At 39.0% G+C, this 22,792-nt stretch carries 22 protein-coding genes and 1 tRNA gene; 19 read left to right on the top strand and 4 right to left on the bottom strand.

Features of this window, described 5'->3' with window-relative positions; all coding sequences use genetic code 11:
• Positions 1 to 24 precede the first annotated feature (24 nt).
• From FAI40_00435 to FAI40_00420, 4 genes are all read left to right on the top strand, one after another.
• Entirely contained in the window at positions 25 to 1,443 is a 1,419-nt protein-coding gene (locus tag FAI40_00435) for a phosphomannomutase/phosphoglucomutase (protein QCE33932.1), read from the top strand.
• A 520-nt stretch (positions 1,444 to 1,963) separates the two neighbouring features.
• A complete protein-coding gene (locus FAI40_00430) occupies positions 1,964 to 2,188 on the top strand; it encodes a hypothetical protein (protein QCE33931.1) in 225 nt (74 codons plus the stop codon).
• Between the two features lie 44 nt (positions 2,189 to 2,232).
• Entirely contained in the window at positions 2,233 to 2,493 is a 261-nt protein-coding gene (locus FAI40_00425) for a glutaredoxin 3 (GenBank protein QCE33930.1), read from the top strand.
• A 256-nt stretch (positions 2,494 to 2,749) separates the two neighbouring features.
• Positions 2,750 to 4,060: a lactonase family protein gene (locus FAI40_00420; protein ID QCE33929.1), complete on the top strand. Its 1,311-nt coding sequence runs from the start codon at positions 2,750 to 2,752 to the stop codon at positions 4,058 to 4,060.
• Between the two features lie 32 nt (positions 4,061 to 4,092).
• Here the strand turns inward: FAI40_00420 and ubiG are convergent, their stop codons facing one another.
• On the bottom strand, positions 4,093 to 4,818 hold the full coding sequence (gene ubiG / locus FAI40_00415) for a bifunctional 2-polyprenyl-6-hydroxyphenol methylase/3-demethylubiquinol 3-O-methyltransferase UbiG (protein ID QCE33928.1): 726 nt from the start codon (positions 4,816 to 4,818) through the stop codon (positions 4,093 to 4,095).
• 116 nt (positions 4,819 to 4,934) lie between these two features.
• Between ubiG and FAI40_00410 the strand changes: the two genes are divergently transcribed.
• From FAI40_00410 to FAI40_00375, 8 genes are all read left to right on the top strand, one after another.
• Positions 4,935 to 6,215: an aspartate kinase gene (locus FAI40_00410; protein ID QCE33927.1), complete on the top strand. Its 1,281-nt coding sequence runs from the start codon at positions 4,935 to 4,937 to the stop codon at positions 6,213 to 6,215.
• A 53-nt stretch (positions 6,216 to 6,268) separates the two neighbouring features.
• The gene (locus FAI40_00405; GenBank protein QCE33926.1) at positions 6,269 to 7,318 is read left to right on the top strand and encodes a 2-nitropropane dioxygenase; all 1,050 of its coding nucleotides are present in this window, start codon (positions 6,269 to 6,271) and stop codon (positions 7,316 to 7,318) included.
• A 38-nt stretch (positions 7,319 to 7,356) separates the two neighbouring features.
• Positions 7,357 to 8,262 carry a hypothetical protein gene (locus tag FAI40_00400; protein QCE33925.1) on the top strand — a complete coding sequence of 302 codons (906 nt, stop codon included), beginning with the start codon at positions 7,357 to 7,359 and terminating at the stop codon, positions 8,260 to 8,262.
• 46 nt (positions 8,263 to 8,308) lie between these two features.
• Positions 8,309 to 9,418, top strand: coding sequence for a flavodoxin-dependent (E)-4-hydroxy-3-methylbut-2-enyl-diphosphate synthase (gene ispG / locus FAI40_00395; GenBank protein ID QCE33924.1), 1,110 nt, complete (start codon positions 8,309 to 8,311; stop codon positions 9,416 to 9,418).
• 25 nt (positions 9,419 to 9,443) lie between these two features.
• The gene (locus FAI40_00390; protein ID QCE33923.1) at positions 9,444 to 10,709 is read left to right on the top strand and encodes a histidine--tRNA ligase; all 1,266 of its coding nucleotides are present in this window, start codon (positions 9,444 to 9,446) and stop codon (positions 10,707 to 10,709) included.
• Positions 10,710 to 10,720: 11 nt separating this feature from the next.
• On the top strand, positions 10,721 to 11,773 hold the full coding sequence (locus FAI40_00385) for a peptide chain release factor 1 (GenBank protein QCE33922.1): 1,053 nt from the start codon (positions 10,721 to 10,723) through the stop codon (positions 11,771 to 11,773).
• Positions 11,773 to 12,633, top strand: a complete 861-nt coding sequence (gene prmC / locus FAI40_00380) for a peptide chain release factor N(5)-glutamine methyltransferase (GenBank protein QCE33921.1) — start codon at positions 11,773 to 11,775, stop codon at positions 12,631 to 12,633. Before FAI40_00385 ends, prmC begins: the two co-directional genes overlap by 1 nt.
• A gap of 94 nt (positions 12,634 to 12,727) precedes the next feature.
• Positions 12,728 to 13,210, top strand: coding sequence for a DUF4167 domain-containing protein (locus FAI40_00375; protein QCE33920.1), 483 nt, complete (start codon positions 12,728 to 12,730; stop codon positions 13,208 to 13,210).
• Between the two features lie 15 nt (positions 13,211 to 13,225).
• On the opposite strand, the gene FAI40_00370 is transcribed toward FAI40_00375, so the two are convergent.
• Together FAI40_00370 and FAI40_00365 are read right to left on the bottom strand one after the other, a co-directional pair.
• Positions 13,226 to 13,300: transfer RNA gene (locus FAI40_00370), tRNA-Met, on the bottom strand.
• An 82-nt stretch (positions 13,301 to 13,382) separates the two neighbouring features.
• The gene (locus tag FAI40_00365; protein ID QCE33919.1) at positions 13,383 to 14,249 is read right to left on the bottom strand and encodes an undecaprenyl-diphosphate phosphatase; all 867 of its coding nucleotides are present in this window, start codon (positions 14,247 to 14,249) and stop codon (positions 13,383 to 13,385) included.
• Between the two features lie 97 nt (positions 14,250 to 14,346).
• Here FAI40_00365 and FAI40_00360 point away from each other — a divergent pair, with 97 nt between their 5' ends.
• A complete protein-coding gene (locus FAI40_00360) occupies positions 14,347 to 14,796 on the top strand; it encodes an MCE family protein (GenBank protein QCE33918.1) in 450 nt (149 codons plus the stop codon).
• Here FAI40_00360 and FAI40_00355 read toward each other — a convergent pair.
• Positions 14,793 to 15,869 (bottom strand): ATP-grasp domain-containing protein, encoded by a 1,077-nt coding sequence (locus FAI40_00355; protein QCE33917.1) that lies wholly within the window; start codon positions 15,867 to 15,869, stop codon positions 14,793 to 14,795. The genes FAI40_00360 and FAI40_00355 overlap by 4 nt on opposite strands.
• A gap of 658 nt (positions 15,870 to 16,527) precedes the next feature.
• On the opposite strand from FAI40_00355, the gene FAI40_00350 reads away from it, so the two are divergent.
• From FAI40_00350 to FAI40_00325, 6 genes are all read left to right on the top strand, one after another.
• Positions 16,528 to 17,601, top strand: coding sequence for a lytic murein transglycosylase (locus FAI40_00350; GenBank protein ID QCE33916.1), 1,074 nt, complete (start codon positions 16,528 to 16,530; stop codon positions 17,599 to 17,601).
• Positions 17,602 to 17,662: 61 nt separating this feature from the next.
• Positions 17,663 to 18,868: a D-alanyl-D-alanine carboxypeptidase gene (locus FAI40_00345; GenBank protein QCE33915.1), complete on the top strand. Its 1,206-nt coding sequence runs from the start codon at positions 17,663 to 17,665 to the stop codon at positions 18,866 to 18,868.
• A complete protein-coding gene (gene tmk, locus FAI40_00340) occupies positions 18,858 to 19,520 on the top strand; it encodes a dTMP kinase (GenBank protein ID QCE33914.1) in 663 nt (220 codons plus the stop codon). The genes FAI40_00345 and tmk overlap by 11 nt, the downstream gene beginning before the upstream one ends.
• A 12-nt stretch (positions 19,521 to 19,532) precedes the next feature.
• The gene (locus FAI40_00335) at positions 19,533 to 20,438 is read left to right on the top strand and encodes a hypothetical protein (GenBank protein QCE33913.1); all 906 of its coding nucleotides are present in this window, start codon (positions 19,533 to 19,535) and stop codon (positions 20,436 to 20,438) included.
• 37 nt (positions 20,439 to 20,475) lie between these two features.
• On the top strand, positions 20,476 to 22,008 hold the full coding sequence (locus FAI40_00330) for a methionine--tRNA ligase (protein ID QCE33912.1): 1,533 nt from the start codon (positions 20,476 to 20,478) through the stop codon (positions 22,006 to 22,008).
• Complete coding sequence (locus FAI40_00325; GenBank protein ID QCE33911.1) at positions 22,005 to 22,790, top strand: TatD family deoxyribonuclease; 786 nt, start codon at positions 22,005 to 22,007, stop codon at positions 22,788 to 22,790. The genes FAI40_00330 and FAI40_00325 overlap by 4 nt, the downstream gene beginning before the upstream one ends.
• Positions 22,791 to 22,792 lie beyond the last annotated feature (2 nt).

Raw genomic sequence — 22,792 nt, 5'->3', positions numbered from 1 at the left:
CTGCAAAGTCTGAGAGAAGGAAAGATGTCTACCTCCGCTGTTTTTTCGCATCGTTTTGATGACAATATCTTGAGAGCTTATGATATTCGTGGGATCTTTGAGAAGACCCTCCGTTTGGATGATGCTTATGCTATTGGATGTGCTTTTGCCGAAGAGGTTCGTTTCGCCGGTGGAAAGGAAATTATTGTTGGGTATGATGGTCGTCTTTCAAGTCCAGCATTGGAGGAAAAACTCGTTGCAGGTATTACGGATGCGGGTCTAGATGTATTGCGCATTGGTCTCGGGCCGACCCCCATGGTTTATTATGCTGGGGTGGAGAGTGATGCTGACGCTTCAATTATGATTACAGGTAGTCATAACCCAAGCGATTATAACGGTTTTAAATTTACCTTGAAGGGGAAGCCTTTTTTTGGAGATTCTATTAAAGAATTAGGTCGTTTGGCAGAGAAAGGCTTTGATCTCTCTTCTCGTACCAAAGGGAAGGTGGAAAATAAAAATTTTAAAGAGGCATATGTTAAAAGGATAGCTAAAGATTATCTTGGAAAGAAATCTTTAAAAGTTATCTGGGACAGTGGAAATTCAGCTGCAGGGCCTGTTTTAGAGGCTTTAACAGCGATTTTGCCAGGAGAACATAAAATTTTGTTTTCTGAAGTTGATGGTCATTTCCCTAATCATCATCCTGATCCAACTGTAGAAAAAAATCTTTCTTTCCTTAAAGATGCTGTTAAATCTGAGGGGGCGGATATTGGTGTTGCTTTTGACGGTGATGCTGATCGGGTTGGTGTCGTAGACAATACAGGTAGAGTGATGTGGGGAGATGAAATTTTAGCTTTTTTAGCTAAAGATATTCTTAAGTCATCTCCTGGGGCGACTATCATTGGTGAAGTAAAATGTAGCCAAAATACTTACAATCAGATTGCACAGGCTGGTGGAAAGCCTGTGATGTGGAAGTGTGGGCATTCTTTTATTAAAGCTAAAATGGCCGAAGTCGGGGCGCTCTTGGCTGGAGAAATGTCAGGTCATCTTTTCTTTGCAGATAAATGGTATGGATTTGATGATGGTATTTATAGTGCTGTCCGTGTGATTGATTTGCTTTCTCGCAGTGGTCGCCCTTTATCAGAAATTCGTGCTGAATTCCCAGAAACTTTTTCAACGCCTGAAATTCGCTTGGCTGTTCCAGATGAAAAGAAGTTTTCTGTTATTAAAGAATTGTCTGCATTGTTAGAAAAAGAAGGGCAAAAGTTTTATAATATTGATGGCATAAGAGCTTCTTTTCCAGAAGGGTGGTGGTTGTTAAGGTGTTCAAATACAGAGCCAGCTATTATTGCTAGAGTGGAGGCTTTGTCTCCTTCAGGAAAAGAAAAACTTAAAAAAGATATGGAAAGTAATCTTAAAAAAGTGAATTTTCCTACAGAATCTTTGAAGGTTCTTGATACTCTTTAAAAAATTTTCAAGCTTGAAGGAAAGAGGAGTAGATTTCCTCTTTCCTTCAGCATGCGTCTCCTGTGAAGCTCCAGTTATGCAGGGAGATTCTTTGTGTGTCGAGTGTTTTAAGCGATTAGAACCTATTATTGCGCCTTTTTGCCCGCAATGTGGCGCACCTTCTGTGGCATCAATAGAAACGTTAAATGTCTGTACCTCATGTCTTATTTCTCAACCTAATTGGCAGGAGGGCAGAGCAGGGTTGGTTTATAATCCCTTCGCCCGATATCTTATCTTGCGTTTGAAATATTCTGGTCAAGATAGACTTGCACCAATTTTTGCAAAATTTATGTTTTCTGTGGCGGCTTCTTCTTTGAAATCAACTGATTTTATCGTACCAGTCCCTCTACATTTAAAGAGACTCAGAAAAAGAGGATATAATCAGTCTGCACTATTGGGGAGAGCTTTTTCTTAGTTGTCACGATTGCCTTTTTTTCCAGATTTTTTAGAAAGATATCGGGAAACAGAATCATTAGGAAAAATGTCTTCTTCAGAGCGTCGGCGATGTTTAGAAAATTCTATTCGTGTGCGTCGGAAGTATTGTTCTCTATCTTTTGCAGGCAGGAGAGCTATTTTGATTGATGATGTTATGACGAGTGGCGCAACTGCGGAAGCCTGCAGTAAGGCTTTGCTCGCCTCAAGTTGTTCTTCTGTTATGACTGTCGTCGCGATTAGAGGTCGCCTTAATACGGTTTCTTTTTCGTAAACAGTATGCAATGGTGAAAAAAGAAAAATATTCAGGAGGATTGAATGCATAAAGTTCAGATATACACACAGCCAGGTTGCCCTTTTTGTCAGAGAGCCCTTGCATTATTAGAGGATAAAGGAATTCCGTTTGAGCATATTGATGCGCCTAGAGGGAGTGAAGCTCGAGAAGCTGTTATTAAGCGTTCTGGTGGACAGAAGACAGTTCCCGTTATTTTTATTGATGGTGAGCTTATTGGCGGCTGTGATGCTTTATTGTCATTAGAGAATAGTGGAAGATTGAATACTATTTTGGGAATGGAATAACGTTTTTTAAAAAGTAGTATTTGTCTTTTTCTTTTTTATGTGCCGAGAGTGTTTTTTGTGCTTCTTCCCCTCACTGGGGTTTGATGTTCCTTAGTAAGGGTGAGGGATGATTTTTCGTCGTATCTTGTGAAATGCAGAGGCATCAAGAACGCTTTGTTGTTGATTAGAAGAATCTTAACTAGAGCCTAATTGTCAAATGAAAAAAGGTATTTAACAATAGGTTGCTATTTTCAGAATGTTATTTGGGTGACTTATAATGGAGAGAGATAAACTAAGCACAGAAAAATTATCATCCGTTTTATCGCGTCGGAATTTTTCTCGTATTTTGGCTGGGGGCGCACTCATTGGTGCTGTGGTGCCATATGTTGCATCTGCTGAAAAAAATAGCATTGTTAACTCTGATATTGATTCAGCACTTCCAAAGAAATCAGGAGAGAAAATTTTTTGTTATGTGGGGTGTTATACGAAAGAGTGCCCTGCTGGTGTCGATGGAAATGGAAAGGGTATTTATCTTTTTGAGATGAATACTGCTACTGGAGCGCTAAGTTTAAAGACAGTTTACATGGGAATTTCTAGCCCATCATTTTTAACTTTGTCCCCTAAAAATGATTATCTCTTTGCAATCAGTGAAATTGATAATTATGGCCCTGAAAAATCAGGCTGTGTTACTGGGTATGCTGTTGATCAAAAAACAGGTTTGTTGACAAAAACAAATACAGTTTCAACGGGAGGCCCTATTCCCTGTCACGTTAGTGTGTATCCCTCAGGAAAATATCTTTTAATTGCTAATTATATAGGCGGTTGTGTCTCTGTCGTTCCTATTCATAAAGGGGGCTTTCTTGGAAAGCCAACAGATATTCAGCATCTATCTGGTCCTAAGCGCCCTGAAAGAGCTAAGGACAATCCTCCGGGGAATTTTGCAGTTTCAGATCACACGGGGTCACACCCTCACATGATTTCCACATCACCCTCTGGTAAGTGGATTATTGCAAATGACGCTGGTTTAGATAGAATGTATGTGTGGCGTTTGGATCATAAAAGGGGGAAGTTGTTACCAGCCCCGATCCCCTTTGTCGATTTAGAGCCAGGATCTGCACCACGTCATTTTGTTTTCAATAAAGCTGGAACAATGCTTTATAATTTGTGTGAGCAAGATTCTAAGGTAACCGTCTTTCAATTTAATGATAAGACAGGAGAGGTTCTTCCTGTTCAGACGGTAAGTACGGTTTCTTCACAATTTCAAGGATCTACTTTAGCTGCTGAAATTCTTATCGCACCAAGTGGAAAATTTATTTATGTTTCTAATCGTTTAGGAGATTCTATTGCTGTTTTCTCGGTTGGATCAGATGGAACTTTGACGCTTCAGGATGAGATATGGTCTCATGCGGATTATGGAAGAGCGATGATGTTTGATCCTGATGCAAACTTCCTTTTTGTAACAAATCAAAGATCGGATTCAATTACGTCTTTCAGAGTAAATGAGAGAAGCGGGGACATTGCTTTTACGCATGATTTTACAGCAGTTGGAAGCCCGACGACATTAGCATTTATGAAAGGAAAGCTTTAAGACTTTCCTTTGTTTTATGTGAATGAATTGCGTCATGTAGTAGTTTTTTGGAAGCTCAGGATATAGTTTGATCCAGGGCTTCTTTTGGTTTTCCAATAGGGATAATCAAATTGGAGACCAGCTATGCCTTCAGGATTAAGACCAACATTCCTGCCTAGACGGGCGAGTTCAGAAGGGACAAGAAATTTATGCCAATTATGTGTTCCAACAGGAAGAAGACGAAGGAAATATTCTGCTAGTATTTTTGATTCCAGGAAGGAGGCATATGTTTTGTTTAGAGTTGAAACAATGATAAGGCCGTTTGGCTTTGTGAGTTGTTCGAGTATTCTCAAAAAGTCTTCGGGGTCTCTAACGTGCTCAATAATTTCGAAGGCACAAACAACATCGAATTGCTTATGATCAGCAATCAATTCTTCTCCATTAGCATTCACATAGGAAATATTTTTTTGTAAAGCATTATTTTTTTCTAGGCGTTTATTTGCCACTTTAAGAACTTCAGGGCTAGCATCTGCACCTGTTACAGAAAAGCCCAATTTAGCAAGGGCTTCTGTCGCAATACCTGCCCCACATCCTAAGTCAAGTAAGGTAATTTCTGATTTTTGGCATTTAAAATGGGTGAGTATTTGATCTTGAGTCCATTCAATTCTTGCAGGATTCATTGCGTGTAGGGGGGACATTGGGCCTTTTGGATCCCACCATTTATCGGCAAGAGCACTAAATTGGGAGATTTCGTTGGGAAGAGTGGAAGAGTTTGTCATGCTTTTTTCTAAAAAATGATTTAAAAACATTTTATTTAATACGAAATAAACGCAGACGTTGTAAAACGAGAATATTACGAATTACATTAATTTTTTTTGACTTTTTGGGTGAAAGCATGCTCGCGCGCCATTCTGAAACAACTGTTGAAACTTTTTCTTCTGAAAAAAATTCTAAGATGGTTGTTATGAAATTTGGAGGGACCTCTGTTGGAAATTTAGACAGGATGAGAGCTTCTGCCGATTTAATTAAAAGGGAGGTCATGGCTGGGAATAAAGTTGCCGTTGTCGTTTCCGCGATGGCAGGGATGACGAATGAGCTGATAGGACGCTGCTTAGGTTTATCCAAAACGCCTGACGCACAAGAGTATGATACGGTTTTGTCTTCAGGGGAACAAATATCAAGCGGTTTATTGGCTGTGGCACTTCAAAATCAAGGCGTGAAGGCACGTTCTTTTCAGGGCTGGCAAATTCCTATTCGTGTTCTTCACAGGGTAAATGGTACTGTTTCTTTTATGGTTGAATCTGAGAAATTGATGCAATCTGTTGAAATGGGAGAAGTTCCTGTTATTTCTGGTTTCCAAGGAATAGATACTTATGGGCGGATTGCTACATTAGGGCGAGGCGGTTCCGATGCAACCGCAGTTTCAGTTGCTGCCTCTTTGAAGGCAGATCAGTGTGATATTTATACTGACGTAGAAGGCGTTTATTCAGGGGATCCTAGAGTTATTGAAAAAGCTCAGCTCTTGTCTGAAATTACTTTTGAGGAAATGTTAGAATTTTCTAAAAATGGTGCGAAAGTCCTTCAGCCGTTAAGTGTTAGCATGGCGATGGCGCATAATGTGCCAGTCCGGGTCTTATCAGCTTTTGTTCCATTATTTGAGGGAGCAGGAACAAAGGTGATTTCAGGATCTCTTGATTTAGAAAGGGTTATCGGAGTTTCCAGAGATTTAGATAAGGCTGCTGTTATTCTTTTAGATTGTGATCCTTCTGAGGAAGTACAAAAAGTTGTTTTGGATGAACTTAGGAAAAAAGGGATTATGATTGAAGCGTCTGCTGTTGGCGTATCAACAAACAATAATTCTTCTGCTTGGTCTTTGTTTATGTCCAAAGGAGATGCACTTGTTACCGCAAAATTTATTTGTTGTTTCTCAGAGGTATTAGCCTATTCTTCGGTTGAAATAGAGACTGGCCTCTCAAAGGTAACTGTGATTGGTCGAGGGCTTTTGAAAAAGCAAATCTTTCTAGATTTATTTCTGAAATCTTTATCTGAATCTCGTATAGATTTTTTTACTTTACTTAGGGAAGATTTGAAAATTTTCGCTTTCACTCCACAAGCCGTAACTTCTGAGCTATTATCGTGTTTACACCATAATTATGGTCTGGATAAAAAGGCTTAATTGAATTTTTGTTGGGGTCGTTACGATATTTATTAAGGGAAAATGAGGATAAAATGGTAGGTGCAAAAAAGGCAGAGGGACATTTAAAGGCGCTTTGTCAAAGAGGATGCGACTTTCTTGGGACACGTTACAGCATTTTAGGAGGTGCGATGTCGTGGGTAAGTGAGCGAAGTCTCGTGTCTGCTATTTCTAATGCGGGTGGGTTTGGTGTGCTTGCATGCGGTGCGATGGCACCAGAACGATTAGAGGAGGAAATTAAGGCAACAAGAGCCCTTACAAAATTTCCTTTTGGTGTGAATTTGATAACGATGCACCCAAAACTGGATGAGTTAATAGATGTGTGTCTTAAAAATGGTGTTTCACATGTTGTTCTTGCCGGAGGCCTTCCGAGAGAAAAAGTAATCAAGCGTCTTCATGATAACCACGTTAAAGTAATGGTGTTTGCGCCAACTTTAGCATTAGCAAAGCGCCTTGTTCGATCTGGAGCGGATGCGATTGTTATCGAAGGTGCAGAAGCTGGTGGACATGTAGGACCTGTTTCTTTGACTGTCCTGGCACAGGAGATTTTACCACATTTGGAAGACGTCCCTGTTTTTGTTGCTGGCGGTATCGGGCGTGGAGAGGCAATGCTTGCTTATTTAGAGCAGGGTGCTGCGGGGATCCAATTGGGTACATTGTTTGCTGCGAGTAAAGAAAGTATAGCACATGAGAATTTTAAACAGTCCTTTATACGTGCAAATGCAAGGGATGCCGTAGTAACAACCCAATTGGATGAGCGTTTTCCAGTCATTCCCGTTCGGGCAATTGAGAATGATGCTTCTAAAAAATTTATGAAACATCAAGCTTCAGTGATTGAGACCTATCAAGATGGCAAAACATCTTTGAAAGAAGCTCAGCTGGAAATTGAACATTTTTGGGCAGGTTCTTTAAGAAAAGCTGTGATCGAGGGAGATATTGAAAATGGTTCTCTCATGGCTGGGCAATCAGTAGGCCTTGTTAAAGAAATTTTGCCAGTTCGTGAGATTATTGAGAATTTACGTCTGCAAGCAATTACGGCTATTGAAAAAAAAGGAAATGATTTAAAAGAAGGGGGCGTTTTCTAAGATTTTAAAAAATCTTAGATTTTTGTGGAGAAAGATCCATGGCAGATACAGAGACACAGAGAGAAGAGTCTCACTCTATAGAGAGTATAGGTCAGGCTCTTTTTCAACGCCGTCAGAATTTGGGCTATGAGCTTGCTTTTGTTGCTAAAAAACTTCACTTAAAAGTAGATCAGTTGGAAGCTTTAGAAGTAAATAATAGAAAATTTTTTCCTGGAAGGGTTTATTATTTAGGTTTTTTGAAAGCGTACGCTGACTTTTTAGATTTAGATTTAAAGAAGAGTTTTGAAGAAACTGTTTTTGAAAAGCAGAGTGGTGCGGAACGTACAACTTTCTTGAAGCAACAGAAGGCTAAAAATGCACGAGAATTAAAGTCTTTGTCGATAACTCCAAGAAGACGTCTACCTTTTTTTATCTTCTTTTCGATAGGGTGTTCACTTACTGTGATTGCTTATGTCGGGTGGTATAGGATAAGTCACCCCGCGCAGCTTTCTTTTTTATCAGAGCAAGTAAAAGGTGAGAAGTTAGAGTCGGTAATTCCACCTCTTCAGGTTCCTAAAATGCGAAGGGAGCCCAAGCCTATTTTAAATTATTCTATGAAATATCCATCTACTGCTCCCGTGGAAGGTGGTCAAAGTGTTTCATTGGAAAAAGATTCAGATCAAACCAGAAAAGACAATACCAGCTCTATTAAGAAAATCAGCCTTGTTGCTTTAAAATCGGGCACTGTTTCCACTATAATAGATCAGAATGGTAGAGTAATTTATGAAGGAAGCATGGAAAATGGAAAGAAATGGGTTTCTCCAGAAGGCGGTGGGAAATATTTTATTTCTGTGAATGATGCTTCTTCAATCGGGATTAAAATGAAAAGTGACCAATATCGTCCCCTAGGTAAGACAGGGAGGATTCTAAGAAATTTTAAATTACCAAAAGCAAGTGAAAATTAATCTAATTATTTTTTTGCCTTTTATTTAAAGATTAAGTGGGGTGTTTATGCATTTAAATGGAACGTTGCCAAGACGTAAATCAAGAAAAATTAATGTTGGAGCTGTTGAGGTCGGCGGTGATGCGCCGATTTCTGTTCAGACAATGACGAATAGCTTGACAACGGATGTTGTCGCTACTTTGGCTCAGATTCATGAGGCGGAAAAAGCTGGCGTGGATATTGTCCGCGTATCCTGTCCTGATGTTGAAAGTACCACAGCTTTAAAAGAAATTGTTAGAGAAGCTCATGTTCCAATTGTTGCTGATATTCATTTTCATTATAAGCGTGCAATTGAAGCGGCTAAGGCTGGCGCTGCGTGTTTACGATTGAATCCAGGAAATATAGGCAACATTTCCAGAGTTAAAGAGGTTGTTCAAGCAGCAAAAGATTATGGTTGTTCTATGCGTATTGGCGTCAATGCCGGATCGCTTGAGCGTCATCTTTTAGAAAAATATGGTGAACCAAACGCAGAAGCGCTTGTTGCCAGTGCATTGGAACATGCTAAAATTCTTGAAGACGCAGATTTTCGTGAGTTTAAAATTAGCGTAAAAGCATCAGATATCTTCATGGCTGTTACTGCTTATAAAGATCTGGCAAATAAATGTGATTACCCATTGCATATCGGGATTACAGAGGCAGGTTCTCGCAGAGCTGGTACAGTAAAATCCTCTATAGGTCTTGGACATTTATTATGGTCAGGAATTGGAGATACTTTAAGGGTTTCCCTTTCTGCTCCGCCACAAGAAGAGGTGCGGGTCGGCTGGGATATTTTAAAATCTATGGGACTGCGTCATAGAGGTGTTAAAATTATTTCTTGTCCGTCTTGCGCCCGACAAGGATTTAATGTTGTCGAAACGGTTCAAACCTTAGAGCAGCGCTTAGAGCATATTACAACTCCGATGACCTTATCGATTATTGGCTGTGTTGTTAATGGTCCAGGAGAGGCATTAATGACAGATTTAGGAGTCACTGGTGGTGGGTCTGGAAAACATATGTTGTATCAAGCGGGGAAGCAGGCAAATACCCTTGAGGGTAAGAATATGATTGATGAAATTGTGGAGCTCGTCGAAAAACATGTTGCTCTTTTGGCTATAGAACAAGCATCAAAAAAATCCTAATTACAGAGTTGGCTTAAAATATCTTATGAGTAAGAAACTTATCAGAACACCAAGAGGGACCCATGATCTAGCAGGTATAGATCAGCTTTTGCATCAAGATGTTGTTGCAAAAGGCAGAAAAATTTTGAGACGTTATGGGTTCGATGAGTGGCAGACACCGATTTTTGAAGATAGTTCGCTGTTTTTAAGAACGCTGGGGGATAGTTCTGATATTGTTTCTAAAGAAATGTATCTTTTTCAGGACAAAGGCGGGGACACTTTAACGCTTCGCCCCGAGGGAACTGCACCTGTTTGCCGATCTTTCTTAGAACAAGGTCTTACGCAGTCTCTGCCCCAACGTGTCTTTTATCATGGTTCAATGTTTCGTTACGAGCGACCACAAAAAGGGCGTTTTCGTGAGTTTCGTCAATTTGGCGTTGAATTTATTGGTGTTGAGGCCGCTTGGCGTGATGCTGAAGTCATAAAAATGGCTTCAGATTTTTTAGGATCACTTGGTTTAAGTGATATTGTTTCATTGGAAATAAATACACTTGGAGATATTGAAAGCCGTCAAAATTGGCGTGATGCTTTGGTTAAATATTTTTCGAAATTTAAAAATGAGCTTTCAGAAGAAAGTCAAAATAGATTGCTTGTGAATCCTCTTAGAATTTTAGATAGCAAATCTGAAAAAGATAAAGCCTTGTTGGCGGATGCTCCTTTGGCACATGATTATTTGAATGAGAATTCAAAAGCTTTTTGGAACGAACTTTGTCAGTCTTTGAATGATTTTGGTGTGGAATATAAGGTTAATCCTTCTATTGTTAGAGGACTGGATTATTATTCTCATACGGCATTTGAATTCGTCACAGATGCTTTGGGAGCTCAGAATACATTGTTAGGTGGAGGACGATATGAAGGGCTTATTGAAGAGCTTGGTGGACCTTCTATTCCTGCGATTGGCTGGGCAGCTGGGGTTGATCGATTAGTCGAAGTTCTAAAAGGGCGATCGGAAATAAAGCCGGATGCCTATGTCGCAGTTTTGCCAACCACAGAGAATGAAATCTCGGTGGCAGCGAAGATTGCTTCTATTTTAAGAGAGGCAGATTGGTCTGTAAAAATTGATGCAAAAGGGCGTATTAAAAAGCGTCTTTCAAAGGTTTTAAGTGAAGAATGTCATTTTGTGATTTTTCTAGGAGAAGAAGAAGTTTCTCAAGAAAAACTTAAGATTCGGGATTTAAGGACAAGGAAAGAAATTTTAATTTCTCAGACTGATCTTCTTTCAACCTTATTAGAGTTATCTTCTAAAGGTTAAAGGAAACCAAGATGAAAATGGATGAAAAGCTAGAAAAAATTCTAGCACGTTTTGCAGAAGTTCAACATCTTCTTTTATCTGCTCAAGGAGATGAATATGCTGAACTTGCCTGTGAATATGCTATTTTAGAAGAGCCTGTTGCCGCAATTAATGCTTGGCAAAAATTACTCAAGCGAAAAGCGGAGGCTATAGAGCTGCTTGAGGATGATGATTTTAAAGAGCTAGCACAAAATGATTTAGATGAGGTGCAATTAAAACTCCCAGATTTAGAAAAGGCAGTGAAGTTAGCGCTTCTTCCAAAAGATGAAATGGATGAGCGGAGTGCTATTCTGGAGATACGTCCAGCTGCAGGAGGGGATGAAGCAGCTCTTTTTGCAGGTGATATGTTTGAACTTTATAGGCGCTTCTCTGAAAAGAAAGGGTGGAAGTTCGATGTTGTTTCTATTAGTCAAACCGAACTTTCAGGCTTTAGAGAAGGGGTTGCCGAGATTACAGGAAAATCTGTTTTTTCTTTTTTAAAGTATGAATCAGGTGTTCATCGTGTACAGCGTGTACCTTCAACTGAGAGTCAGGGCAGGATTCACACTTCAACGATAACGGTTGCTGTTCTGCCAAAAGCAGAAGAGGTCGATGTGAATATAAAAGATGAAGATCTTAGAATTGATGTTTTTAGAGCCTCTGGAGCTGGTGGTCAGCATGTTAATAAAACAGAGAGTGCTGTACGAATTACACATTTGCCAACTGGAATTGTCGTTGCTATTCAGGAAGAAAAAAGTCAGCACCGAAATAGATTAAGGGCCATGCAGATTTTGCGTGCACGACTTTATGAACGTCAACGTCAAGAGCTACATGATGCTAGGGCTGCAGATAGGAAGTCTCAACTTGGAACAGGCGACCGATCTGAACGTATTCGTACGTATAATTTTCCTCAGGGACGTGTTACCGATCATCGAATTAATTTAACACTATATAAATTGTCTCAAGTTATGGCTGGTGAGTTAGATGAAATTGTTGATGGCCTCGCTCAGCAAGCGCAGATAGAAGCTTTAGGTAGTTGGGATTAATGGCCGGTCTTAAAGATTCTTTGGATGCTTTATTGGAAGAAACGGAGAAGTCTTTTCTTTTAGCGGGGATTGATTCAGCCAAAAGAGAGGCTTGGTGGCTTTTTAGAGATTTATTGCCAGAGTGGAGTGGGATTAAAGGAACAGAAAAAAAACTTTCTGTTCTGGAGCAAAAGCGTATCAAAGAAGCCGTTTCGAGAAGAATTAAAAGAGAGCCTTTGGCCTATATTTCGGGCGAAAAAGGATTTTGGAATGACAGCTTTAAAGTTGATAAGTCAACGCTTATTCCCAGAGCAGATAGTGAAGCTCTAATTGAATTATTTCTGAAAATGGTTCCAGATAAAAATATTTCGGCTTCTATTCTTGATTTGGGAACAGGAACGGGATGTCTTTTATTAAGTATTTTATCTGAACGCATAAAAATGTTTGGTATTGGAACGGATATTGTTCCAAATGCTATTTTTTTGGCGCAAGAAAATGCCAAAAATTTAGATCTTTTGGAGAGGTCTGAGTTTGTTGTCTCCGATTGGGGGCGAGGAATAGAGAGACAATTTAATTTTATTATTTCGAACCCACCTTATATAAAAACGACTGATATTAAGAGTTTAATGCCTGAAGTTGCTTTATTTGAGCCTTCTTCTGCTTTGGATGGTGGTAAAGATGGGTTAGATTGTTATAAACTTATTCTTGAACGAGCTAGAAAAATGTTGCTTCCAGAAGGGAAGATTTTTTTTGAGATTGGTGAAGGCCAAGGAAGAGAAGTTTGTACGATTGCAGAATCTTTGGGATTTTCACTTTTAGGACAGCAAGACGATCTTACAGGGAAAGAGAGAGCTCTTGTTTTTTGCTGTCAGAAAAAATAATTCTGCTTTTTTCAGGGCAGGTAGCGTATTCAGGCAGAGTAAGATTTAAGTTGTCTGAATTTTTATAAATTATATAGGATTATTGAGTTATCTTATGAAATCACAAACACGTCATCGTCGTTCTCGTGGTGGGAATATGCGCACTTCAAATGGGCAGATTCCTTTACATCGTAATTATGTTTTTGACAGTAATGGTCCAAACGGTCGTTTGCGCGGGACAGCTCAGCAACTTAGTGAAAAATATCAGCAACTTGCCCGTGATGCAAAAGCGAATGGAGATAGAGTTCATGCGCAGGCTCTATATCAATATGCAGAGCATTATGGCAGGACATTGCTGCAAATTAATCAGAATATGCAATCTGCCCAGCAAGAACGTGCGGAACAACGTCAACGTAATCATGAACAACGTTCGGCAAATGGTGGCGAAAGACGCCCACGCAGAGAACGGGGGGATCGAACTTCTCAGCATAGTAACTCATCCTCTCATCCCGATACAGATGAGAATGAGCAAGAGGACACTCAACAATGGCGTCCAAGCGAAGATAAACATGAAGCTGAAAAGGAGAGTGAGGAATAGAATTCCTCATAAACTTGGTAGCGGCGGACGGATTTGAACCGCCGACCAAGGGATTATGATTCCCCTGCTCTACCACTGAGCTACGCCGCCAACTTTCCAAAGGATGGAATACCAGACTTTTAGTTTTTTAAAAGATTTTTGTCAACCTTAAAAATTGGAAAGTATCTTTGTGTTAATGCCAATAAAACCATAAGGCACTTCCAGCTCCAAATAAGAGACAATAGATACCAAATAATTTTAGGAGAATATCGTTGTCTTTTTTGAAGAGTTTTAGAAGAAGCATGCTTGCAGCGTAGGCGGTAAGACCAGCTACGACAGCTCCTGTACAAACCTGTAGCAGAAGATCTGTTTTGTGGGGAATATGTCTAATTTCAAAAAGTTCTTTGCAAGACGCTGCAAAAATAATGGGTTCAGCAAGAAGTAATGAAATCCGAGCTGCAGTATAATAAGATAACCTGCGTGTCAGCCCACCGATCATAGCAGCCCCTGATCTAGAAAATCCAGGGAGCAAAGCAAGGCATTGCCAAGTGCCGATTATGAAAGCGTTTTTATAACTTAAAAGTGAGAGATCTTCATCTAGGATCGTTTTAGAATTCTCTTCTGTATCTTTAACATTTTTGTAGGCATTTCCTGCAATAAGCAAAAGAATGCCATTGAGTGTAAGAAAAATAGCCACAGGAAAGGGAGAAGAAAAAATTGCTCTTATAGAATGTTCAAATGCCCCCCCAATAAGGACGGCAGGAAGCGTAGCCAGAGCAAGTAAGGAAAGAAGTTTCCAAGCTTTTGATTGTATTTGCTTATTGTTAAAATTAAGAGTACCGATTAGAATTGCTTTCCAATCTTCCCAAAAAACGCCTCCAAAGGCGAAAAGTGTTCCTAGATGCAGGAAAGTGATAAAGGGTAAAAAGGCATCGGACTTTACACTAATATCCCATCCAAAAAGAGGGGGGACGACAACAGCATGTCCCAGACTGCTCATTGGAAACGGCTCTGTTAGGCCTTGGAGAAACGCAAGAAAAATACTTTGAAACCAGTTCATGCTAATTTATTGCCTAAATGTTTTTATTTTATGAAATCTCTTTTTAGAATATTCTCTCAAAAAGAGAAGGGGAGAGGAGTACTATAAAATAGTCGCTATGATTAGTAAAAATAACGGTCAAATTTTTCTGAGTGCTTTAGTGCTATTGGCAACTTTGCTATTTTTTAGCTGGTGTTGGGGGATAAAACATTCTTCTTTAGAGAAATATGTTTCTTATAGTGCGACTTTTTCGTCTGTTGATGGTTTGCAGGTTGGAGCGCCTATTTTCAGTAGAGGAATTGAAGTGGGTACTGTAAAATCAATACATTTAAATTCAGATCAAGATAATGCTAGTGTCGCTTTTTTATTAAAAAAAGGCTTACTGTTGCCGAAGGATAGCTCATTGATTTTATCAAAATCTATGATGGGGGGAAGTTCTTTGGAGCTCATTCCGGGGAAAAGTCAGGTTTTTCTTTCTTATGGGGATAGTTTGTTAAAAACAATTAGTCAGCCTTCTTTGGAGCAAAAAATTAGCAATTATGCTTTTGGTGGAAGTGTTCAAAATTAATCGTTTCTGGGATAGGAAGATATTAGTTTTTGGTGTTTTTTCCATGCTTTAATGAGTTGTAATAAAGAAGATTGCATCCAAGTTTGTTTTTTTAACAATTTTCCAATTTTAAATGCAGCATCATAATGAGAAAATTGATCTCGATAAGCTGTCAGAAGCTTTGTTTGCCGATCCCATATATGTGTTGCTTCTGATCCAACGCCATTGATTTCGATTATCTTAAAATTTTGGCCTTTAAAAAGATCTGTTTTTGATTTTGCTTTTAAATCAATCCTACCAAAATAAAATTCTGGAATATCCTGTAGTATTTTATTTATTTTTTGTTCTAAAGCTGGTGTTAAATCTGCTGTTCCATTCCAAAAAATAGACCCTCTTCTATGATTTCCAGCAAAAACGAGAGTGTGTATTTCTCCCAGCTGTAAAATTTGATGCGCTTTTGGTTTTATATAAGGCCAGTAGAGCGTAAAAAGTTTGGCTATTCGTTTATTTTTCTGGGCGAGCTCTAATATTGAAGATTTGCCATCTCCAATAATCATAGGCTCTTCTTTGTAAGTGATTGACGTAATTTTTCCATATTTTTTGGTTGGATAACGAATAAAAAAAATGCCAGCTTCTAGTGGAAAATCAATTAATTTTTGAGCTATGAGTGTTATTCCAAAAGGAAATAAATTAAGAACTTGTTTTAGCTGTTCTTGAGAAGTTATTTTTTTGACACCAATGCCATTAGAGCCAATATCAGGCTTGATCACGATGGGAAAGGTTATGTTTTTTTCTTGAAGCTGAAAGTTGAGACGTGAAAAGGTGTGTTGATTATTTTTCATGACAACATAGGGGGCAATCTCTTTTAATGCCCAGTCTCCTGCCATGTTTAAAATTGAGCTTTTACTTTCTCCACAAAGTCCACCTGTTTCAATCCGGGGATTGGCAAGAAGCGCTGTCATGCTTTTTCGAGATTGGAGTGTTTTTAAAATCCAATAAAAAACAATGGGAGTATAAAAGATTTCATTAGGCCAAAATTCGAAAATAGAAAAAATATTTCCCTTTTTTTGCTGTTGAGATTTTTTTTTGAACATTGAGTATTTCTTAAAAATTTAAGGATTAAAGAAATTCGAGTTTTTGATTAGTTTTTTGATGAAGTAAATGCTAACTAAAAATCCCAAAACACTTAGTAAACGCCAGTTTCCAGAGTGTTCAAGAATCCAGCTTCCAAATTTGAATGAAACAGTAAAAAGAAAAATTGTCCAAACCAGTGTCGTTAAAGAGATGATCTGGATGAAGGATAAGAATGGCGTTCGAAAAAAAAACCACATGCTGTGTAAAAAGGTAATCTTAATCCAGGAACAAATCGGGAAACAACGATAATTTTTATTAGATTGTCTGAAAACCACACTGTGCCACGATGCCTTTCAGAAAGCTTAAGAAAACGACGTATTCCAAGACTGTTTGTTCCACACATCCCCAGTATATATAGTAGAATATCTCCAAAGGTGATGCCAATCCATAGGGATATGATGGACAAAAGAATGGAAATTTTATTTTGCTGTGCGGCTAAAGCGACGAAAACAGTTGTAAAATCTTCAAGAATGAGCGTGCCAATAATAATTATAAAAAATTTTAGAACAGCGGATGTTTCTAATGGATGAAAAAAATTAAAATTTGAGGCGAAAAGAAATTGAAAATCGGGCAAGATAAAAGCTATTGATAAAATAAGTTAGATAATGGGGGGGTGTTGTGAAAATATTTGAAAAATATAGATTTCCGTTTTGTGCCTTATTTGTATTTCCATTAATGGCATCCCCCTCTATTTCATCTGCAACAGAGCCTTCTAAAGCAGTGCCTCTAAGCGTGCATTCCAGTTTGAGCTACACGGATTTTCTTGAGCAGATTCGGGAAGAAGCTTTGAGAAAGCATTTAGCGCCTAAATTAGTCATCAAGAAAGCTTTAAGTTTTGCGGAAAAGCAGCCTTATCCAAACAAAGCAATTTTAAAAAAAGATAGGAACCAACCTGAGTTCCATTGGAGTTGGAAAGTTTATAAAGACAATGTTATTTCTCCAGATCGATTAGAACAGGGAAAGAAAGAATATAGAAAAGAGCAAAAAATATTCAATAAAGTCTCTTCTTCTTATCATGTTAATCCTCATGTTATTTTAGGAATATGGGGAATTGAAACCCATTTTGGGTCTGTGGAGGGTAAAAATAATGTTTTTGCTGCCCTTTCTACGCTCGCTTTTGATGGGAGGCGATCTCAGTATTTCAAAAAAGAGCTTTTAACGGCAATAGAAATTGCTGGAAAGACAGGAATGAACCCCGCCAAGATGACAAGTAGTTATGCAGGTGCGATGGGGCAACCACAATTTATGCCAACAGCTTATATAAATTTTGCAACAACAGGCTCTGATAAGGTTTTTTTCAAACACCGGTATCCTGATATTTGGAACAATAAAAAGGATGCGTTGACATCTATCGCCAATTATTTGCAAAAATCAGGCTGGGATAGAGAAACGCCCTGGGGAGAAATGGTTAGAGTTATGCCGGCCTCTGGAAAGGAAAATATATTTTCTGGAACTAAGAACTACAGTACAGCGCCACAGCATACTTTATCAGAATGGGAAACTTTGGGGGTTTATCCTATAACAGGGGAGCATTTTGTGCATCCTGAATTAAAAGGTATTTTATTCCAGCCTGAAGGTCAGGCCGGTGAGAGTTTTATGCTGTACCCTAATTTTAAAGTAATAATGCGTTACAATCCTTCGGAATTTTATGCTTTAGCAGCGGCTTTATTAGGAGATTTGAGCTGTCAGTAAGAGGCTGTTTTGTTTATTACTTTTTTAAGAAAATATTATAGTGCTTGAGGATTTTTATTTTATGGTGGAACGTCGTAAATTTTTACAAGGTGCCGTAACAACATTGGGTTTAACGGGAATTTGTATGGCAACCAGAGAAAGTTTTGCGGCAAGTGATTTGCCGCCGTCTCTTCCAGAGAATAAGGTTCGTTCATCTAGTGAAATGCTTTCTGCTCAGCCTTTTACACCGGCACGCTGGGCTTTCGTTTGTGATCCTGGAACAGGTACAGAATTGCTGAGTAAAAATGCAGACGAAAGAATGCCTCCATCCTCTTTAACGAAAATGATGACAGCTTACATTGTCTTCTTATTTTTATCTGCGGATCGTATTAAATTATCTCAGAATTTTACAGTGAGTGAGAAAGCTTGGCGTATGGGAGGATCTCGTATGTTTCTTCCTGTTGGAAAGCCTGTGAGCATCGAAGACTTATTGCAAGGCGCCTTGGTTCAATCTGGAAATGATGCCTGTGTTGCTTTGGCTGAAGGGATAGCTGGGAGCGAGGATCATTTTGCGGAACTAATGAATGAAGAAGCTGTACGTCTCGGTATGAAAAATTCTCATTTTGTCAATGCAACAGGGTGGCCTGCTGAGGGGCACTATATGACAGCACGAGACATAGCAACATTGGCAACAGCGCTATTGAGAGATTTTCCTCAATATTATCACTTTTTTGGGGAGAAGGTTTTTACATATAATCATATTCGACAGGAAAATAGAAACTCGCTGGTTGTGAAAGGCACAGCCGATGGATTAAAAACTGGGCATACAGATGCTGGTGGGTATGGGCTTTGTGCGAGCTCGCAGCGTGGTTCTCAGAGAGTTTTAGTTGTTGTGAATGGCTTGGCAAGTATGGCCAGTCGTGCAGCTGAAGGAGAACGCCTGATGGAGTGGGCATTCTCCAGTTTTGAGCAACATAGTGTTTTGAAAAAAGGTCAAATTATTGTTCCAGCAGCACCTGTTTGGATGGGGAGAAAAGAAACCGTTGCCCTTGTTTCATCGAAAGATATTATTGCAACGATTCCTAAAAATACACGTCAGTTTCCAGAAACTGCAGTGTATTTATCCCCTTTGAAGGCTCCTTTGAAGGCTGGAAAAGAGGTTGGTGTCTTAGAGTTGAAAATTCCAGGGGCGATTGCACAAAAAATACCTCTTCTGGTTTCTGAAAATATTGAGTCTTTGGGGCCTGTTTCTAAAATTTTGCATCGCATCACTCATTATGGAAAGTAAGAATGGTCTTTTTATCACATTAGAGGGGGGAGAAGGTGCTGGTAAAAGTACTCAAGCTCGTCTCCTTGCTTCTTGGTTAGAAAAAAGTGGGTATGAAGTTTGTTTAACAAGGGAGCCAGGAGGCACAAAAGGGGCGGAGGCGCTTAGAGATCTCTTGCTTTTTTCTGATTATAAATTTTCTTCTAGGGTCGAAGTGGCGCTTTTATTCGCTGCTAGATTAGATCATATTGAAAAAGTTATTTTACCGGCTTTAGAAAACGGAAAAGTCGTTATTTGTGATCGTTTTTTAGATTCGACAATCGCTTATCAAGGATATGGTATACAAAAAGGTGAACAAGAAACGCTTTATTTTATTAAATCACTTCATAAGTTTTTGACTGTTTCTCCAGACCTCACATTTCTTTTGGATATTTCTGTTGAGGAAGGAATGAAGAGGGCTAAGAAGCGAAATGAAAGATTAGATCGTTATGAAGCTGAAAAACATACGTTTCATGGGAGGGTTCGACAGGGATTTTTAGAGCTTTCGAAGCTGTTTAACGAAAGAATTTTTGTCGTAAATGGCTCTGCACGACCAGAGCAAATTCAGCTATATTTACAAGAGCGGATTGAGAAAGTGCTAGAAGATTCATCACGTATGTTGTTTAGACGATAAGGGGAAAATCGCTTGGGTTCGATATATACCCAAAAATTAGTTGGACATGACACTGCCAAGTATTTTTTTGAAAGTGCGTTTCATCGAGGGAAGATTTCCCATGCTTGGCTTATTTCAGGTTCACCTGGGATTGGAAAGGAAACGTTTGTTTTTTCTTGTGTAAGATTTATTTTTAAAATTGTTCAAAATTCACCGCAAGAAAAACGGCTTTTATCAGGAACTCATGAGGGGGTTATTTCTCTAAGGCGTGAAGAGGATGAAGAAGGAAATCCTAAAAAACGTGATATCTCTGTTGAAGAAGTTCGACGTTTAAAATACTTTTTTCAACAAACATCTTCAGGTAACCAATGGCGTGTGGCTATTATTGATGGGGTTGAAAATTTAAGTGTTTCTGCTTCGAATGCTCTTTTAAAGTTAATTGAGGAGCCACCGCCAAAGAGTCTATTTTTCCTTATTACTTCACGCTTAGGAAGCATTCAGGATACTATTCGTAGTAGATGTCGTTTATTGAAATTATATCCTCTTTCTAACGAGAATATGACTAAGCTTATTCCAGAAGTTTCAGAAAAAATTTTAAAATATGCAAAAGGATCTCCCAAAGTAGCTTATTTGCTTTTGAGGGAAAAATATAGAAATTTTCCTAGTTTGGTTGATCTGCTGCTTTCAGATGCGCCAGCGTATGAAAAAAAAGAGGCTGTTTCTCATTTAAAAAAGGGGGAAGCTGTTACTTTGTTATATTCCCTTTTGCAGGAAGGAATTTTTTCAAAGTCTGTTGAGGCGGCTCAAGATAAGAATTATTTGGAATCTCGTACGTGGTCTATGAAATATTTTGAGATGCAGAAATTAATTTTGGATGCAGAACACCTTTCTTTAGAGAAGGAACAGGTGCTGATCGAAATTTTAGGTTTATTACAATAAATTAGAGAAAGTCATCATCGTGAATAAAAATACTTATATGGTTACAACTCCTATTTTTTATGTGAATGGAAAACCTCATATTGGCCATGCTTATAGCTCTATCGCGGCAGATGTTCTTGCTCGCTTCCAAAGGTTAGAGGGGAAGGATGTTTTTTTTGAAACAGGAACGGATGAGTATGGCCAGAAGGTTGAGCGTACAGCTTTAAGTAAAAACATTACACCACAAATTTTTGCAGATAGGGTTTCGAAAGAATTCCAAAAAATGCAAAAGGTGATGAATGTTCAGTCGGATTTTTTTGTTAGGACGACTTATGCTGCACATAAAAAATCGGCACAGGCATTATGGACAAAAATCAAGGAGAAAGGCTTCATCTATTTGGGATATTATGAGGGGTGGTATTCTGCAAGGGATGAGGCTTTTGTAGGCAATGATGAATTAAAGACTTCACCTACAGGAGAAAAAACAACGCTGGAAGGTGCTCCTGTCGAATATATAAAAGAGCCTTCATACTTCTTTAAACTGTCAGCTTTCACCGAAAGACTTTTAGATTTTTATGAAAAAAATCCTGATTTTATCTCACCAATGGGGGCAAGGAGAGAAATTGAAAGTTTTGTGAAGCAGGGACTTCGCGATTTGTCTATCAGCCGAACGAGTTTTAAATGGGGTATTCCTGTTCCTGACGATGAAGAACACGTTATGTATGTGTGGTTTGATGCTTTATCGAATTATCTTACTGGTGTCGGCTACCCAGAAACAGAAGGGGAAGATTTTAAAAAGTTTTGGCCACCTAAAGTTCATCTGATTGGTAAAGAAATTGCACGTTTTCATGCTATTTATTGGCCTGCCTTCTTAATGGCAGCAGAGCTCGAGTTACCGAAGAAGATTTTTGCCCATGGCTGGTGGACGGTTGAAGGGCAAAAAATGAGTAAGTCTATAGGAAATGTTCTTGATCCATTGGCTCTATCTGATGAGTTTGGCGTTGATCAGTTGCGCTATTTTTTAATGCGTGAAGTGCCTTTTGGCGGGGATGCAAATTTTAGTCGATCTTCTTTAATAACGAGAATAAATACAGAGCTCGCTAATGATCTTGGAAATTTAGCTCAGCGTGTTTTAAGCTTTGTTGCTAAAAACCATAATGGTGTTTTACCTGGTCGAGTGGCGTGCTTGCCAGAAGATTTTGATGCTTTACTGAAAAAGGCTTATGGGCTGCATGCTGTTGTAAAAGAAGCAATGGATGAAGTGGCCTTAACAAAGGGATTAGATAAAGTTTGGGAAGTTATTCGTGAGGCAAATGCTTATATCGATCATCAGGCGCCATGGAAATTAAGAAAAACAAATCCTGAACGCATGACGGTTGTCCTATGGGTTCTTGTCGAGGCTTTACGCTGTATAGCGGTTATTACTCAGCCTTATATGCCAGAAAAAATGTCTAAACTTTTGGATCTTTTAGCTGTTCCAAGTGAAGATAGAATGTTCGCAAGTCTGCAAGCAGCTCTATTACGAGAGGAAATTAGTTTTCCTAAACCTGAACCCTTATTTCCACGTATTGAAGTTGTAGAAAACAAATGAAAATTATTGATTCTCATTGTCATTTAGATATGTGTGAAGAGAACGCTCTAAAAGTTTTCTCTACAGAATGCCATCTCCATGGCGTGAATACAATTGGTACGCGTTGGTCTCAACGTCACGTTCAAAAAGAGCTTGTCGCATTTTATAAAGATGAAGATATCCGTGTTTGGGGAAGTATCGGTACACATCCTAATTATGTGCAAGAGGAACCCTTACCAAGCTTACAGGAAATGCTTGAGGATTTAAATTCTGATGGCATTATCGGTGTCGGAGAAACGGGCTTAGATTACTTTCGCAGTAGCGAAGAGACGAAAGCTCATCAGTTTAAATCTTTTAGACGGCATATTGAGGCTTCGAGAGCAAGTGGCTTGCCCTTAATTATCCATTGTCGTCAGGCTGGGGGGGATGTTCTTTCAATTCTAGAAGGGGAAATGGAGCGAGGAGCTTTCCCTTTTTTAATTCATTGTTTTGCGGAAAACTTGGAGTTTGCAACAAAAATAGAAAAATTAGGGGGATATATCAGTTTTTCAGGTCTTGTGACATTTCCAAAATGTGATCCAATTAGAGAAGTTGCTCAAAGTTTCCCCTCAGATAGAATTCTTATTGAAACGGATAGTCCTTTTTTGGCACCTGTTCCTAACAGGGGGAAGCCAAATGTTCCTGCGTGGACTTTCTTAGTCGCAGAAAAAATTGCACAGCTTCGTGAAGTTTCACTAGAAGACATTGCGTCTCAAACGACAGAAAATTTTTATCGTTTATTTAAAAAGGCAGTGCCTTCATGACA

Source organism: Acetobacteraceae bacterium (assembly GCA_004843345.1).
Taxonomy (GTDB): domain Bacteria; phylum Pseudomonadota; class Alphaproteobacteria; order Acetobacterales; family Acetobacteraceae.
The sequence above is the reverse complement of the archived record's forward strand: the minus strand, read 5'-3'. Positions and strand labels throughout refer to the sequence as shown.